The organism is Mannheimia massilioguelmaensis (genome assembly GCF_000940515.1).
Lineage (GTDB): Bacteria > Pseudomonadota > Gammaproteobacteria > Enterobacterales > Pasteurellaceae > Basfia > Basfia bettyae.
Genome location: NZ_CDQL01000004.1, coordinates 282,401 through 299,256 on the forward strand (window position 1 = coordinate 282,401; position 16,856 = coordinate 299,256).

18 protein-coding genes are annotated in these 16,856 nt (G+C 35.1%); 7 read left to right on the forward strand and 11 right to left on the reverse strand.

Features of this window, described 5'->3' with window-relative positions:
- The first annotated feature begins 10 nt into the window (after positions 1-10).
- From tatA to hemB, 4 genes are all read left to right on the forward strand, one after another.
- Complete coding sequence (tatA, locus tag BN1226_RS02800) at positions 11-238, forward strand: Sec-independent protein translocase subunit TatA (RefSeq protein WP_005758750.1); 228 nt, start codon at positions 11-13, stop codon at positions 236-238.
- A 3-nt stretch (positions 239-241) separates the two neighbouring features.
- Positions 242-871 (forward strand): Sec-independent protein translocase protein TatB, encoded by a 630-nt coding sequence (tatB, locus tag BN1226_RS02805; protein ID WP_044469882.1) that lies wholly within the window; start codon positions 242-244, stop codon positions 869-871.
- Positions 872-889: 18 nt separating this feature from the next.
- Positions 890-1,669 (forward strand): twin-arginine translocase subunit TatC, encoded by a 780-nt coding sequence (gene tatC / locus BN1226_RS02810; RefSeq protein ID WP_044469883.1) that lies wholly within the window; start codon positions 890-892, stop codon positions 1,667-1,669.
- 91 nt (positions 1,670-1,760) lie between these two features.
- On the forward strand, positions 1,761-2,783 hold the full coding sequence (gene hemB, locus BN1226_RS02815; protein ID WP_044469884.1) for a porphobilinogen synthase: 1,023 nt from the start codon (positions 1,761-1,763) through the stop codon (positions 2,781-2,783).
- Between the two features lie 75 nt (positions 2,784-2,858).
- On the opposite strand, the gene BN1226_RS02820 is transcribed toward hemB, so the two are convergent.
- The 3 genes from BN1226_RS02820 to epmB all read right to left on the reverse strand — a co-directional run bounded on the left by BN1226_RS02820 (position 2,859) and on the right by epmB (position 5,939).
- Entirely contained in the window at positions 2,859-3,296 is a 438-nt protein-coding gene (locus BN1226_RS02820; protein WP_052506676.1) for an MliC family protein, read from the reverse strand.
- 15 nt (positions 3,297-3,311) lie between these two features.
- Positions 3,312-4,682: an opacity-associated protein OapA gene (gene oapA / locus BN1226_RS02825; RefSeq protein WP_044469885.1), complete on the reverse strand. Its 1,371-nt coding sequence runs from the start codon at positions 4,680-4,682 to the stop codon at positions 3,312-3,314.
- A 246-nt stretch (positions 4,683-4,928) separates the two neighbouring features.
- Positions 4,929-5,939, reverse strand: a complete 1,011-nt coding sequence (gene epmB / locus BN1226_RS02830) for an EF-P beta-lysylation protein EpmB (RefSeq protein WP_044469886.1) — start codon at positions 5,937-5,939, stop codon at positions 4,929-4,931.
- A gap of 34 nt (positions 5,940-5,973) precedes the next feature.
- On the opposite strand from epmB, the gene efp reads away from it, so the two are divergent.
- On the forward strand, positions 5,974-6,540 hold the full coding sequence (gene efp, locus BN1226_RS02835) for an elongation factor P (protein ID WP_005758743.1): 567 nt from the start codon (positions 5,974-5,976) through the stop codon (positions 6,538-6,540).
- Between the two features lie 148 nt (positions 6,541-6,688).
- Here efp and lpxH read toward each other — a convergent pair whose 3' ends face one another.
- Positions 6,689-7,396, reverse strand: a complete 708-nt coding sequence (gene lpxH / locus BN1226_RS02840) for a UDP-2,3-diacylglucosamine diphosphatase (protein WP_044469887.1) — start codon at positions 7,394-7,396, stop codon at positions 6,689-6,691.
- A 133-nt stretch (positions 7,397-7,529) separates the two neighbouring features.
- Here lpxH and BN1226_RS02845 point away from each other — a divergent pair, with 133 nt between their 5' ends.
- Positions 7,530-8,255: a 1-acylglycerol-3-phosphate O-acyltransferase gene (locus BN1226_RS02845; RefSeq protein ID WP_044469888.1), complete on the forward strand. Its 726-nt coding sequence runs from the start codon at positions 7,530-7,532 to the stop codon at positions 8,253-8,255.
- 5 nt (positions 8,256-8,260) lie between these two features.
- A complete protein-coding gene (locus BN1226_RS02850) occupies positions 8,261-9,664 on the forward strand; it encodes a multicopper oxidase domain-containing protein (RefSeq protein WP_044469889.1) in 1,404 nt (467 codons plus the stop codon).
- Positions 9,665-9,755: 91 nt separating this feature from the next.
- Here the strand turns inward: BN1226_RS02850 and BN1226_RS02855 are convergent, their stop codons facing one another.
- The 7 genes from BN1226_RS02855 to BN1226_RS02885 all read right to left on the reverse strand — a co-directional run bounded on the left by BN1226_RS02855 (position 9,756) and on the right by BN1226_RS02885 (position 16,782).
- The gene (locus BN1226_RS02855; protein ID WP_044469890.1) at positions 9,756-10,478 is read right to left on the reverse strand and encodes a DUF554 domain-containing protein; all 723 of its coding nucleotides are present in this window, start codon (positions 10,476-10,478) and stop codon (positions 9,756-9,758) included.
- 92 nt (positions 10,479-10,570) lie between these two features.
- Positions 10,571-11,356, reverse strand: a complete 786-nt coding sequence (locus BN1226_RS02860) for a TonB family protein (RefSeq protein WP_044469891.1) — start codon at positions 11,354-11,356, stop codon at positions 10,571-10,573.
- Between the two features lie 2 nt (positions 11,357-11,358).
- Positions 11,359-11,745: a TonB system transport protein ExbD gene (exbD, locus tag BN1226_RS02865; RefSeq protein ID WP_044469892.1), complete on the reverse strand. Its 387-nt coding sequence runs from the start codon at positions 11,743-11,745 to the stop codon at positions 11,359-11,361.
- Between the two features lies 1 nt (position 11,746).
- Positions 11,747-12,205 carry a TonB-system energizer ExbB gene (gene exbB / locus BN1226_RS02870; RefSeq protein ID WP_005758722.1) on the reverse strand — a complete coding sequence of 153 codons (459 nt, stop codon included), beginning with the start codon at positions 12,203-12,205 and terminating at the stop codon, positions 11,747-11,749.
- 205 nt (positions 12,206-12,410) lie between these two features.
- Positions 12,411-14,405, reverse strand: a complete 1,995-nt coding sequence (locus BN1226_RS02875; protein ID WP_044469893.1) for a TonB-dependent receptor domain-containing protein — start codon at positions 14,403-14,405, stop codon at positions 12,411-12,413.
- A gap of 227 nt (positions 14,406-14,632) precedes the next feature.
- A complete protein-coding gene (locus tag BN1226_RS02880) occupies positions 14,633-15,892 on the reverse strand; it encodes an HlyC/CorC family transporter (protein ID WP_044469894.1) in 1,260 nt (419 codons plus the stop codon).
- A 92-nt stretch (positions 15,893-15,984) separates the two neighbouring features.
- Positions 15,985-16,782 (reverse strand): cytochrome C assembly family protein, encoded by a 798-nt coding sequence (locus BN1226_RS02885; RefSeq protein WP_044469895.1) that lies wholly within the window; start codon positions 16,780-16,782, stop codon positions 15,985-15,987.
- Positions 16,783-16,856: the final 74 nt, after the last annotated feature.

Below are 16,856 nucleotides of genomic sequence, written 5' to 3' on the forward strand. Positions count from 1 at the left end.
AGGAAAATCTATGGGCGGAATTAGTATTTGGCAATTACTTATCATTGTGGCAATTATTGTTTTATTATTTGGCACTAAAAAATTAAGAACTTTAGGTACGGATTTAGGTGAATCAGTAAAAGGTTTCAAAAAAGCAATGAATGAAGATGCTCCTAAAGATGCTGAATTTAAATCTTTAAATAAAGATGATTCTGCGGCGGCAACTTCTGAAAAAGTAAAAGATAAAGAACAGGCTTAATCTGTGTTTGATATTGGTTTTTCTGAGTTATTTTTAGTTTTTGTTGTGGGCTTAGTGGTGTTAGGCCCACAACGTTTGCCTGTGGCAATAAAAACAATCATGGGATGGGTTCGTACAATTCGTGGTTTAGCAGCCAATGTACAAAATGAGCTATCTCAAGAACTAAAACTTCAAGAATTACAAGAAAGCATTAAAAAAGCTGAAAATCTCAATTTGAAAACGCTTTCTCCTGATCTGGCAAAAACAGTCGATGAATTAAAAGCTTCAGCAGAAAAAATGAAGGCTGACTTGGATAAAGCTGCTGTTGAAACTAATACGACAATGCAGGAACAGATCCAAAAAATGCGTGAAGAAAATGCGCTTGCAGAAAATGTTTCAGACCAAGTTGCTCAAGTATCTGAGCAGGTAGAACAGATTGCACAATCTACAGAAAATTCACTAAATGTGGAAATTTCTGAAAATCTTACCGCACTTTCAGCTAAAGCAACGGAACAACTCGAAGTAGAAGCTGCTGAGTTAGACACTGCAGCAGAGTTAGAACGTCAACAGGCTGAGATTGAACATCAAGCAGCAGAAATGCTTGCAAAATATGCACCCCCAGATGATGACATGGTCATTGAGCGTAAAAGCTAAATTAATCTAGAGAATCCTATGAGTAGCGTTGAAGAGTCTCAACCCCTAATTACCCATTTAGTTGAATTACGTGATCGTTTACTGCGTTCACTTATTTTTGTATTACTGGTGTTTTGTGGATTGGTTTATTTTTCTAATGATATTTATCATCTAATCGCAACACCATTGTTAGATCAAATGCCACAAGGTTCAACAATGATTGCAACGAATGTGGCAGCTCCATTTTTTACACCGATAAAACTTACTGGTATTGCGGCAGTGTTTCTTTCTGTGCCGTTTATTTTGTATCAAATTTGGGCATTTGTTGCTCCAGCTTTATATCAACATGAGAAAAAATTGGTTTATCCATTGTTATTCTCAAGTACTATTCTGTTTTATGCAGGTGTGGCATTTGCATACTACGTTGTATTCCCATTAGTATTTAGTTTTTTAACAAAAACCGCACCTGATGGGGTAGCTATTGCGACGGATATAAGTAGTTACTTAGATTTTGTTTTAACCTTATTTTTAGCTTTTGGCGTGTGTTTTGAAGTTCCTGTAGCTATTATTTTGCTATGTTGGACAGGGGTGACAACACCAGAAGATTTAAAAAACAAACGCCCTTATATTATTGTGGGTGCGTTTATTGTTGGTATGTTACTTACACCTCCAGATGTTTTTTCTCAAACCTTATTAGCCGTTCCAATGTGTTTATTATTTGAGATTGGCGTCATGTTTGCTCGATTCTATAAACCTAGAATTGAAGATGAAGAAGATAGTGTGAGTAGTCAATCAACAGATGTTGTAGAACATAAATAGTAAAAAATGATTTACGTGTAGGCGCGAGCAATAGTTCGTGCCTTTTTATTTTCTTTAATTTTTAAAAAGAACAAAGAAAAGGATATATCTTATGACCCAACAAATTTTTACTGGATTTCCATCTCGCCGTTTGCGTCGTTTACGTAAACATGATTTTAGTCGTCGTTTAGTTGCTGAAAATACGTTAACTGCAAATGATTTAATTTATCCTGTTTTCGTGATTGAGGGCGAAAATTATCGTGAAGCTGTTCCATCAATGCCTAATGTTGAACGTTTAACAATCGATCAATTGCTTATTGAAGCTGGGTTATTAGTGAAATATGGCGTGCCAGTGATTGCTTTATTCCCTGTGGTAGGGGCTGAACGTAAGTCATTGATGGCTGAGGAAGCATATAATCCAAATGGTTTAGTACAACGAGCTGTAAAAGCATTAAAATCTGCTTATCCTGAATTAGGGGTATTAACAGATGTGGCATTAGATCCTTATACATTACATGGTCAAGACGGTATTATTGATGATGATGGTTATGTATTGAATGATGTGACTACGGAAGTATTAGTTAAACAAGCTTTATCTCATGCTCAAGCAGGTGCAGATATTGTTGCTCCAAGTGATATGATGGATGGGCGTATTGGTAAGATTCGTGAGGTATTGGAATCTAACAATTGTATTAATACACAAATCATGGCGTATTCTGCAAAATATGCATCAAATTACTATGGTCCGTTCCGTGATGCAGTGGGTTCTGCTGGTAATTTAAAAGGTGGCGATAAAAAAACTTATCAAGTAGATCCTGCTAATAGTAATGAAGGTCTGCAAGAGGTCGCTTTGGATTTACAAGAGGGAGCTGATATGGTGATGGTAAAACCTGGGATGCCTTATTTAGATATGGTGTATCGTGTTAAAGACTATTTTGGCGTGCCAACTTTTGCCTATCAAGTTTCGGGTGAATATGCAATGCATATGGCTGCGATTCAAAATGGTTGGTTGAAAGAGAAAGAATGTATTATGGAAAGCTTGTTATGTTTTAAACGTGCGGGTGCCGATGGCATTTTGACTTATTTTGCTAAACAAGTTGCAGAATGGTTATATGAAGAAAGTAAAAAGAAATAATTTCTCTTAATATAAAAAATGCAGAGATGGGTATAAGCTTATCTCTGCATTTTTTTATTAGCTGATTAAGAATGATTATTTTTGTTTGGTTGCTGTATGAGCTGAAAATGAACTATTTGCGATAATACATTGTTCTGCTAATACCTGACCTACACTTGTTGTGAGAATATTGAAATCATCACGTTCAAACCAATGCCAGTGAATATTCGTATAACTATTACCGCTTTCCGATACGGTTGAGGTGAGTTTTTCCGTAATATTGTTAAAGGTTACATTAATGGATGAAAATCGGTTTTGTTTTCCCATTTTAGCCTTTTTATTTTGAATATTGCGGATGATTCTTACTTCTTTGTCATCTTTACAACGATAAAGTATGGCGCTTCCTTTTTGAAATGATTTATCTGAAACCTCGTTAGTTTTTACTATAGGTTTCGGATTTTCTGGCATTGTATTCATTATTTGAGTACAAGCTACTGTCATAAAAGGAATAAGAAGTAAGAATGCTTTTTTCAAAATATTTGCTCCATATTATTTTTTATATTGGTATGTGCCATCAGCTTGACGTGTGAATGTTGCACCATTTGATAAACGCATAGTACTAACACGTCCTTGAGGGTTCAATGAAACCTGAACTTTATCACCAGGTTTAAAGCCACTTAATGCACCATTTGCACCATTTGCTTTTGTCATGGCATTAACATCAGATATATTTAAATTGTTATCACGAAAGACTTGCATTAATGATGTACCTTGTGGGATCGTTAACGTTTTTTGGCTAGTGCTTTGCGTGATTTTGGTGCTAGCACTGTTTGTCGTGGCTGGTTTAGCTTCTGTCACCATTGGTTTATTAGTCGCTGAATTTTGTGGTTTTTCAGCAGATTTAGCTTTGACTTGTTCTACTACCTTAGTTTTTTCTGTTGGTTTCACTTTAGTGACTTCAGCGGTTTTAGGTTTTTCAACAGGTTTTGTTTTAACTTGTTCTTGTGGTTTTACTTTTTCAATTGCTTTAGGTGCTTCAGTGGTAACTGGTTTTACCGGTTCTGCTGTTATTTGTGAAGCAATTGGAGTGGATTGTGTAGTTGGCATTTGTGGTGCATTTGTTGTTTCTGGAGCTGGTGTTGCTGCTTGGCTAGCATCTACAGGTGCAGTACCATCTTGAGTAGTAACAACATTATTGGCATCAGCATTTTCAACAGGTTGATTTTGATCTAATGGTTGGAATTCAATCGGTAAATTGTTATTTCCACCAGTTTGAAAATCTTGCACGGTATCAGAGCTTGGTTTTAACCACAGTAAGGCTAATAAAGCAAGCAATGCAACAGCAATGGCAATCACTAAACGACGGTGTTTACGAGGTAATTTTTGCATTACTTTCCAATCCTCAGGATTTTTAATTTTTGCTTTTTCAGTATTATCTGATAAATGCTGAGGCTGATTTGTAGAGGCCTCTGACAATGTAGATTGTGCTTTTGGAATTTCAGTGTTTGGCTCAGTACGGATTGGCTCAACATTTGGTTTTAATGTTTCTGTTGACGCTATAAATTCTGATTTAATCTCGTGTGCCGTAGTATTAGGTTCATTTCCTATAGATGTTGAACTGTTTTCTACTTTTACCATCGTTTCTTCTATTGCTTTTTCAACTTTAATATTTGATGTAGCGGGATTCATTGAACTTGGTTCGCCAAAAGTAGGTTCTTTACGAACAGCAAATTGATTTGGTGATAGGTTTTCTTTTTTAGCAAAAATACCTTTGAAACCACCTTTTGCTTTATCAAAAATTGATGTTTCTGAGGTGTACACTTTTTTAGGTGTTACAGGCTCAATTTGGTTAATGCCTAAATCCAATTCTTTTTGTGATGGATTTTCTGAAGATGGATTATTTTCTGGCGTTCTGTCCACAATATACCTCAATGCTAAACTTTATTTTACTCAGGGATGCACTTAAAAGTGCGGTCACAAAATGAAAAATTTTGTGGTTGAAATTGTTCTAATGAAAATTCACTAGATAATATCATCTTGATTATTGTTCTACTCAATGAGTTGATATCAATAAAATTGATTTATTTTATCGGATCTTTCAAGTTTTGCCTAGGATATTCTCATGCTAAGCACTGCTATGTTAAATCTAAAATTTATTTATTTCAATTAGCCTACATAAAGGGTTTTATTGGGTTCATGAGCAATTTCTCTAGCGAGTTTTGGCACCAAATAACCTGAGGTTAGCCTTTGTAATTCTTTGTAAATTTTTACCGCACTTTCATCGGGTATATAAAAATGGCTTGCACCTTGAACTTTGTCAAATAAATGTAAGTAATAGGGAAGAATACCGACTTTAAATAATTTATCACTTAAGGTTTTTAAGGTTTGTGCATTATCATTCACATTTTTTAATAATACCGATTGATTGAGTAAGGTGATATTCGCCGCTTTAAGTTGAGCTAAAGCAAGTGCTAATTGCTCATCAATCTCATTTGCATGATTAATATGTGTGACGATGACTATCTGTAAACGAGAGCGATTAAGCAGATTGCAGAGTTCTACGGTAATACGCTGCGGGATAACTACAGGTAAACGTGTGTGAATACGTAAACGTTGTATATGGGGTATGTCTTCAAGATGTTGAATTAACCACGCCAGTTCGTGATCTTTTGCCATAAGTGGATCGCCACCTGAAAAAATCACTTCTTCAATTTGTGAATTTTGTTCAATATATTCCAGTGCTTTTGTCCAACTAGCCTTATTACCAGGATTTTCTGCATAAGGGAAATGGCGACGAAAACAATATCGACAATTAATTGCACAACCACCTTTGACCATTAATAACAAGCGATTATGGTATTTATGTAAAACATTAGGTGCAGCGAGTTGTTGTTCTTCAAGCGGATCAGTAGAAAAACCTTCAACTATAGAAAATTCTTCTTTTGATGACATCACCTGCAAGAAGAGAGGGTCATGCATATTTCCTTTTTCCATTTTTTCTACAAATGGCATAGGTACACGCATAGCAAATAATTTACGTGCAGCAATATCTTTTTCAAATTTTTCAATAGGTAAGTTAAGTTTCTCTAATAAAACTTTAGGATCTGAAATAGAATTTGCAAGAATTTCTAGCCAATTCTCTTCTCTAATTGGGGGATTTTGGGTTAAAATACGCACTTTAAAAAACAACTCTATCAAATTGAGGATAATAATGGCTACATATACTACCAGTGATTTCAAACCAGGTCTAAAATTTATGCAAGATGGTGAACCTTGCGTTATCGTTGAAAATGAATTTGTAAAACCAGGGAAAGGCCAGGCTTTTACGCGTACTCGTATTCGTAAATTAATTTCAGGTAAAGTATTAGATATTAACTTTAAATCAGGAACCTCTGTTGAAGGTGCCGATGTAATGGATTTAAACTTAAATTATTCATATAAAGATGAAGATTTCTGGTATTTTATGCACCCAGAAACATTTGAACAATATTCAGCAGATGCTAAAGCTGTGGGTGATGCTGATAAATGGTTATTAGACCAAGCTGAGTGTATTATTACATTATGGAATGGTAATCCAATTACAGTGACTCCACCAAACTTCGTAGAATTAGAAGTTGTTGATACTGATCCAGGTCTTAAAGGTGATACAGCAGGTACTGGTGGTAAACCTGCAACATTAAGTACAGGTGCTGTAGTTAAAGTTCCTCTATTCGTTCAAATTGGTGAAGTGATTCGAGTGGATACTCGTTCAAGTGAATATGTTTCACGTGTTAAGTAACTTGCATATTTGATGTTACTTTAGAATTACAGTTTTTTTGCACTAGTTGTACGCTATATCTAAATACTTCCTGTGTCTTAGTGCAGACAAATCTGGATTTTTAACACAATGATCAAGCCCATTATGTAATGGGCTTTTTCTTTTTCTATTAGATAAATTGATATCCCTGTTCACTAAATTCTAATACGGAAGGTGCATTAGGCCTCCAGTCACCTAATACAATGCGAGTAAAGTGCGGTGGGATTTTATGAATATTTTGACGGTGAGTATGACCGTGGATCATTAGAGTAACATTAAAATCTTTAAAGGTTTGTAGTACAAAGTCACCATTTACATCCATAATATCTTCAGATTTCAGTTTCTTATCTGCATTACTCTGCATGCGAATTTTTTTACCAATGGCGATGCGAATTTTTAATGGTAAGTGTAAGAATAACCATTGACGCCATTTTTGATGAACTTTTTTACGGAATAATTGATATTTTTCATCATCAGTGCATAAGGTATCACCATGGCAAATTAAGGTTGGCGTGCCATATAAATCAATTACCTGATATTCAGGTAAGAGTTGTAATCCACAAGGCTCCGCAAATTTTTTACCAACTAAGAAATCTCGATTGCCATGAATGAAATAGCAAGGAATTCCTTGTGTAGTAATAAATTTTATTTGCTCTTGTACCATTTTAATTACTGAAGACTTCTCATCATCTCCGATCCAAAAATCAAATAGATCGCCAAGAATATAAATAGATTCTGCTTGTGGCGCTTGATTTTGCATAAAGTCAATAAAAAGTGCGGTGAGTTCTGGATGATTTTCACTAAGGTGAAGATCGGCAATAAAATAAGTTTTTTTCATTAATTTCATTCAGTTAACTTGTTATCAAAATAGAAGCTAAAATAGGTAAGAACCCGATTTTTTATTGCGATGTTCTACACTTATTTTCCTAATTTCGTTATACTTTACCAAATTTATCAAAGGTATCAAATTTATGTTGAAATTACTTCGAATTATTGTAGTGACGGTCTGCTGTATCTTAATTTGTGTATTAGGCACAATTTATTCATTTATTCGTTTTAAAAATCCAAGTAATGTAGGAGTAATGGCGCGTTGTTTTGGGCGTTTATGGCCATTATTTGGGTTAAATGTGGAACATCGTTTTCCTGAGGGTGTAGATAGCTATCCTCGAGCTGTCTATATTGGGAATCATCAGAATAACTACGACATGGTGACCATTTCTTATATGGTTAGAGATCGCACGGTGACAGTGGGTAAAAAAAGCCTTATTTGGATTCCTTTCTTTGGACTTTTATATTGGGTAACAGGCAATATTTTTATTGATCGTGAAAATAAAAACCGTGCTCATAATACTATGGCTGAAGTCGCCGCCCGTATTAATAGCGATAATTTATCAATTTGGATGTTTCCAGAAGGAACGCGTAGCCGAGGTAGAGGATTATTGCCTTTCAAAACAGGGGCTTTTCATGCTGCTTTAACTGCTGGTGTACCTATTATTCCTGTGGTTTGTTCCACAACACATAATAAAATTGATTTAAATCGTTGGGATAATGGTAAAGTAATCTGTGAAATTATGCAGCCGATTGATGTATCCAATTATACAAAAGATAATGTACGTGAGCTTGCGCAATATTGTCATGATTTAATGGAAAAGCGCATTGCAGAACTTGATGCTGAAATTGCTCAGTCAGGAAAATAGTTTTTATGGAAAATTATTCTCGTCGTCAATTTTTTAAAAGAACCTTAATTGCGACAGCTCTTACTGCTATTCCCATGCCTTTATTAGCGGCTAGCCGCCAACCGTTAATAATCCCGCCCGTGTTAGAAAGTAGTCGAGGACGTCCTGTAATTCTCAGCACAGAAACTACACAGTTTGAATTCAATTCAGGAAAATTAGTGGAGGTTTGGGGATTTAATGGACGTTATTTAGGGCCGACCGTTCGAGTAAAACAAGGTGATTTTGTTAAGTTAACCTGGCGAAATAATTTATCTCAACTAGTGGCGTTCAATATTCAGGGCCTACAGGCTTCGGGGGAATTAATTGGGGGAATTGGTCATGGCTTAAAGCCCGGTCAAGCTTGGTCTCCTATTCTTCCAATTAGCCAACCAGCGGCCACTTGTTATTATCATGCTTGTACCTTAGCCAGTTCCGCATATCAAACCTATCGAGGGCTAGTAGGACTTTGGATTGTTGAAGATGAGGAAAGTCGTAAAGCAAAATTGCCCAATAAATATGGTGTAAATGATATTCCTTTAATTTTACAAGATCATAAAATTAACAGTACTGGCACACAATTATTTCAACAAAACGAACCGCACTTTTATGGTGAACGCCTATTAGTGAATGGTCAAGAAGCTCCTTATTTAGCGGTTAGTCGAGGATGGATTCGTTTACGTATTGTTAATGCCTCTCTTTCTCGAGCTTATGATCTACGAATGGAAGATGATCGTGATTTATTTGTTATTGCTAAAGATCAAAGTTTTTTACCGCAAAGCAAAGCTGTGAAGAATATTTTTGTTGCTCCTGGTGAGCGTGTTGAATTATTAGTGGACCTCAATGAAGGCGGAAATGTTTCTTTAATTGCAGGCACGAAACGAGGAATTGTAGATAAAGCGAAGCTATTATTTGATTCAGATAATGAGCTGTCCGAAAACACAGTTCTTGAATTTAGACCTGAAGGGCTATTATCTGTATTTAACGGTAATCCTAATTTACAATTTACTAGTCATGCAATGTTGCCGAAACAGATTACTCAAGAGCGTTCATTCCATATTGATGCGAGTAACGGAATGATTAATCAAAAACGCTTTGACCCTCGTCGTATTGATGTTAATGTAAAACAAGGCTCAATTGAACGTTGGCATTTAACCAGTTCAATTCCAACTGGGTTTTATATACAAGGCGCTAAATTCCTGATCGAAAGTATTGATGGACAAGTCACTGAAGAAAGTGAATTAGTTTGGAAAGATACAGTTTGGATTAAGGGAAAGGTTCAACTAATAGTCAAATTTGATAATCTATCTTCTAATATGCAACCTTTTCTTTTTGGTGCATCTGATTTAATGCAGGCTGATAAGGGAGCGATAGGATTAATTGTGGTACAATAAATTCTTAAACAGCCAGGCATAATGCCATACCTCTTTGTAAGAAAGTGCGGTAAAAAATAATAAAATTTAGACCGCACTTTTATTAATTCCATTAGACCATAAATTTAATCCATAATGCAGAAATAGGCATGACGATAAACAGCGCTGGGAGCATATTGGCAATTTGGAAATTTTTTAATCCACAAATGCGGAAACCTGTTGCGACCATGATCATCCCTCCTGCTGCTGCAAAATCAGCTCGCATTTCAGGCGTGATTAAGGGAATAATAAAGATTGCACAATAGGCTAATATAACTTGTAAAATAGTTTGCGGTATTGCAGCTGTTGCTACAGCCATACCTAATGAAGTGGCAAAGATCATTGCGGTTAGAAAGTCTAAAAAAGCTTTTATAATTAAAATATTATTATCTCCAGTTAACCCCTCATTCATCGCCCCAAAAATCCCTGTGCCACTAAATGAAAATAAAATAATAATGCCTACAAATTTTTGTAGAAACTCTTCATGCGATAAACCTTTCTTTTCATTATTTGGGAAAATTTTTTCAATAATAACTTTAGCTGAAGAGGCAATTCTATTAATACCACTTTCTAATAAAATTATTTCACCAATAATAGTCCCTAATAATAATGCGAGAATCATAGCAGGCATATTTGCTACTTTAGCAATCATCACGATCCCCATGCTCATGGAGCATAAACCAAATAATAGGGTAAGATTATTACGTAAACGCTCAGGAACACGTCCACCAAGGGCAGCACCAATAAGCGCACCAGTAATAATAGCCACAGCATTAATATAAGGCCCGATAATCATGATAAATCCTTAGAAAAATATGTATGAAATAAGAAAAGTGCGGTTAGAATTAACCGCACTTATTTTACGCTGAATTGCCGACAGTAGCAAAACTACTGGATTGTAAAAGAAATTGGCACACTAATTGCACTCGCCATACCATTTGGTTTTGGTCCTACTGAGTTTGCACTTTGTACCGCACTTAATGCAGAATTATCAAGATCGTCACTTCCTGATGACTGAACAATTCGTTCCCCAGTTAATGAACCATCTGCTCCAATATTGAATGCAACGATAACAGTACCTTGTTTACGCATCATTTTAGCTCGTTGAGAATATCTTTTATGGCGTTCAATTTCACGTCTAATCGCACTCTTATAAGCATCAATTTCTGAAGAGCTTGCCCCTTTTCCCGCTAAGCTTGTATCCGAGGTATTAACATTTCTATTAACACCAGTTATTTGTGAATTTGCATTCGCATTTGAAATAACTGCCTGATTCGCTTTTACTCCCACTTGTTGTGGTGAGGCTGTAGCTTTTACAACTGTTTCACTTTCTTTTGGCTTTTCTTTTGGTTTTTCCTTCGGTTTTTCTTTAGGCTTTTCCTTCGGTTTTTCTTTTGGCTTTTCTTTTGGTTTCTCTTGAACTTTCTTCAATGTAGGATCTTCAACCGTTTCTTTTTCTATAACCTCTTCTTTCATTTGAGGTTCTGGTTCTGCTGGCGCGGATTCTTCAATCACTGTTGCCATCATCATTTCCATTGAAATATTCGTATCAATTACCTGTGCAGCGATTCCATTTGCACTATCATCACTTTTAAAACATGCAAATAATAAAGCTGCAAGTCCACCATGAAAAGCAAGAGACCCGAGAAAGCCCACCATGGAACGTTTCTGCATATCTATTTGCCTTTTTCTTTCATTGTAACTATGGCAACATTTTTAATTTCATTCTTTGCCATAAGGTCAGTAATGGAAACAAAATCTTGGAATGAAGCTTTTGCATCTACTTTTAAAGTAACCTTTTGTTCTTTATTCCAGGTATTGATTTCTTGTTCTAAACTCGCCAGTTGAATAGGTTTATCATTAAAAAAGATTTCGCCTGTTTCAGTGACTGTTAATAATTTTGCGAGATCATCTGCTTTAAAGGCTACTGTAGAAGAAGCTTTAGGTACATTTACTTGGATTTTACCTTGTGAAATAAATGAAGCAGTGATCAAAACAATTGCCAGTAGCACCAACATAATGTCGATGAATGGAATAATGTTAATTTCATCAAACTTTTTCACGTTACTCACCTATATTTTTTTGGCTATTTAAAGCTTTCCATTTTAAGCGGTTAACTTCTACTTTACGGAGGAGTGCACTATAAAAGACCATAGATGGAATTGCTACTAATATACCTACTGCAGTTGCTTTTAAGGCAAGTGATAAGTGAAGCATAATGGCTGAGGCATCAATATCGCCACCAGAGTTACCTAAATCATAGAAAGTTAATAAAATCCCTACAACCGTACCTAACAAGCCAACATAAGGCGCATTTGCACCAATAGTAGAAATAATGGTGAGATGTCGATTAAGATCAATATCTAATTCGTGAATATTACTATATGTTTTTACTTTAACACGACCTAAGAAAATAAAACGTTCAATGACAAACCAAATCATTATAAAGCTCATTAAGCATAATAAACCGAGCACAATATAGTCACTATAAGCTTTTAAAAATTCAAATAATCCTTCTACCATGGTAAAACCTTAATAACGTTAATAAAATGTAAATATAATTGAGAATGAATTTCAATTAGATAGGGAATTCTAGCAAAGTTCGGTTTATTGGTAAATATTTCTATTGCTGTAATTGATAGAATTAATGATTTTTATTAAAAGTGCGGATAAAAAAAGGGAGAATTTTCATTCTCCCAATAAAAGGTCATCATGAGATGAGGATGTATTAAAACTTGTAAGAGATACTTAATTTATAGTTACGACCTGGATCTAAATCTACAGCACCATAATATTGAGTACTTTGATCCACATAAGCTTTATTAAAGATATTATCAACACCAAAGGTTAACTCTAATCCTTTAACTTGTTTAGGTGCCCAAGAAATATAAGCATTGCTCACAGAATAAGCTTCTTTATAAGTATATCCTGGATAATATCTTGCGCTTGGTCCACGACCTGTACTTAACTCATCATATAAGTTGATTCCTCTAACCCATAAAGTATTCCAACCTAACTCAATTTGTTGTTCAGGCAGATAATAATTTAAGCCAAAGCTATATCTATCACCAGTATCATCAAAGGCAGCATAGCCTGCGACAGGCGGATTTGCCATAGAACCAATGTTGGTATTTTGTTTACTTCTTGCTCTTGCATAAGAAAGAGAAGCGGTTAAGTTTTCAATACGGTATTTAACGGAAGCTTCAACACCTTTTAAAGTCACTGGACCTAAGTTACCATAAGCAGATCGACCAGCAATTTTTACCGTTCTGCTAATATTGTCATAATGGGTATGGAAATATTTTGCAGTAAAGGATAGATCATCATCCCCTGTGAATAAATTCGCTGTAGCAAAATTAAAACCAGCTTCATGGTTTTCACCTTTAGTGGCTTCAATGCTCGCATGGTAATTTCTAGCACCACTACGTACCACTAAATCTCCTGCATCAGGACCTTTAAATAGTTCTGTATAGTTGCCAAAAATAACTAAATTTTCTGTTAAAGCATAGCGCAAACCTAATGCTTTAGAAAAACGATGGTAGGATTTATCCACGGTTTCTGATAAATCTGCACGATAGTGATCGTAACGAACACCTGGAATAATGGTGAAATCACCTATTCCAATTTGGTCTTCAATATAGGCAGATGTGCTGTCTAATTTTACTTCATAATTATTAACGGTCGAACCTAGAGCTTTTTCGGTTGTTTTATAATATTCTCCACCAACTAAAATTCTATGATGGGTAAAGCTTAGATCTGTTTCAGATGTATTAGATAGCGTTCCACCAACAGTTTTAATATTAGTTTTAGGATTTCCCATCACGGTTGTTTCAGTTTCTGTGCTATAAACATTAGCCTTGAAATTTACCCACGGATTATCAGTTGGATTAATCCCATAACCTAATGTATAGGTTTTACGCAATAATTTTGCATATTGTTTAGCTTCATTTGTCGGACTAGTTTCTAAGCACATTGCCATATTGGCTTTAGCACAAGCAAATGCACTATTTGAATAGCGTTCTGCAGAAATTTTTACCCACTGATCTTCAGTAATATTATATTTAGCTTTAATTAAATAATCTTGAGCATGGCCTTTATTCGCATTTTTCGTACCATTTCCATCTTTACCATCTAATTGATGGCGATAGTTAAAGTAGCCTAATAAATCTAAATTGTTAGCACGACCATATAACATTGCCATGGATTGGTGAGAATTACCGTTACTGCCCCAACCATATTTAACTTTACCACCTGCATTTTGACCATCTTCTAGCATGTCAGCAGCTTCGACTGTTTCAAATTTAATTGAGCCACCTAATGAGCCAGCCCCTGTTGCAACAGAGTTAGAACCAACATCAATATCAACACGCTTTAACACTTCTGGATCGATTGCATAGTTACCACCATGGTGGAAAGCAAAACCATTTTGACGAGCACCATCAACAGTTACATTTAAGAATTCTTCAGTTACCCCACGAATGTTGTAGCGTTCAACCACAGAACGAGCACCATTTACATTAACACCAGGTACACCACGTAGCACATCAGACATTTTAGTTGCCTGACGTACTTTTACAGTACCTTTACCATTGATATTTTCAGTTTGAGGAGAGTAGTTATCACTTACAACATCAATAGTATCTAACTGGGCAGTAGATTGTGCATGTAGGGTTGTTGCCACAAATAAGGTAAGTGGCAATAAAGTCAACGTTACTTTACGCATTATTTTTTCCTTAGGTTTGTTTATAAAAATAAAAATAATTATCATTCATGCGGCAGGTGAAATCAATATATTTCTATAAAATTTAATTAAATTAATATTTAATTAAATTAAATGCTAATAAAACATTACAAAAAGAAAGGGTATTTAAGAGAGTATGAATAAAAATATATTTTATATAAAATAGAAAGCGATGAAGATTTCATCGCTTTTAGAGAAATAACATGAGGTTATAATTTAATAACTTTAGCCTGTTTGACCATATTATCACTTGCTTCTAATATAGTAATTTTTAAACCATCGATCTCACATTCAGTACCTTCTTGAGGGATTTCTTCAAGATGTTCTAGAATCAGTCCATTGAATGTGCGAGCTTCGTCTGTATTAAGATTCCAATCAAGTAATTTGTTAATGTCACGAATATTGGCAGAGCCATCAATAATCATTGAACCATCAGATTGCTGAATAATTTCTTCATTAATAGAAGGCGCTGTTGAGGTAGTAAATTCACCCACAATTTCTTCTAAGATATCTTCAAGTGTGACTAGCCCCTGAATACTGCCATATTCATCAACCACTAAACCAATTCGTTCTTTATTATTACGGAAATTGAGTAATTGAGCTGTTAATCCTGTGCCTTCAGGAATATAGTACACTTCATCCACCGCACGAACCAAAATTTCTTTGGTAAATTCATTTTTATCCATCATTAACCGATAAGCTTCACGTACCCGCAAAATACCGATAATATTTTCTTCCATATTTTCTTTGTAGATGACCACACGGCTATGAGGAGCATGGTTGAGCTGACGCATAATTGATTTCCAATCATCGCTAATATCAATGCCTGAAATATCATTGCGAGGAACCATAATGTCATCCACAGTGACTTTTTCTAAATCAAGAATAGAAAGCAACATTTGTTGGTGGCTTGAAGGAATAAATTTACCTGATTCATTGACAATAGAACGTAATTCATCAGAACTTAATGAATGCGTTTTGTTATCTAATTTTAAGCCTGTAAGTTTGATCACCGCCTTAATAATTAAATTCATTAAGTATACTACAGGTGTCAAAATCTTCATCAAAACCAGAAGAATATGGCTTGATAAAGTTGCTATTTTTTCTGGATAGTTGGCTGCTACCGTTTTAGGATAGATTTCTGAAAAAATCAGCATGACGAAAGTTAATAAACCAGTGGCAATAGCGACTCCCGCATCACCAGAAATACGCATACCAATGATAGTTGCGATTGCAGATGCCGTTATGTTGACAACGTTATTACAGATGAGCAATAAACTGAGTAACTTATCAGTTTGTTTCAACAGTTTTTCAGCCTTTTGTGCTCCTCGATGGCCTTTTTCAGCCAGAAAACGCAGACGATAACGATTAGCCGCTAAGAGAGCCGTTTCTGAACCTGAAAAGTAGGCTGATAAGATTAAGAGAATGATAAGGGTAATAAATAAGCTACTAAGGGGGATACTGTCCAAAGTATAAAATCCTTTTGTTAATTAACAGTAAAAGTGCGGTGTTTTTCAAAAAAATTTTATATTTTATTACCGCACTTTGTGAAATAGGTTGCCTATGATGAGATTAATCTACTTCCAAAATAAGCAATGGTGAGAAGGATCATACCTGAAATTGTATAAACAATCATCTTTTTTCCTTTCCAATGATATTTCCAGTGTCCAACTAGTCCAATCCCAAAAATAAGCCAGCCTGCACAAGAAAAGGCTGCTTTATGAATAGTTTCAATATTAATTGATTGTAAAAGGTGATAAGTGCCTGAAATTAAAGTAAATGTCAATAACAATTCACTAATTGTAAACAGACAGAAAAAATGACGTTCTACGGTCATTAATGGCGGTATAGCTGGCGAAAATTGAGTTTTTCTTGCTTTTAATGAACGATCAATCCACACCAATTGAATAGAATAAAGCATTGCAATAAAACATAGGGCATAAGTGAATACGGATAAACCGATATGGAATAGCAATGATGTGTTTTGATTAAGCAATTGGATAATATGGCTTGGAATAAAGGTGGCCGCCACGATATTGATAATAGCAAAAGCATAGACTATTGGTAGTAACAACCACATAGTGTTAACACGCAACATGAATAATGTCGCAAATATCGCAATGATAACGCTAAATAATGAGCCAATTTCTAACAGCGTAAAGTTTTGACCCGTAACTAAATCAGTGAGTAATGGATAAATACTAAAGATATGGAACACAATGGCACAAAGTGCAGTAATAAATAAAGGCAGTTTTTGTGGTCTTTTACTAGCTTGCACAGATTTTGTATTTAGTAAAATAGGGGCAATCAGCAGCAATGCCAGTACATAAAATACAATAGATAAAATTGAAAACCACATAAATTACTCACTTAATAAAAAACATATGTCTGTTATTTTAGCTATGTACAAGTAAAATCGCTATAAATTTATTT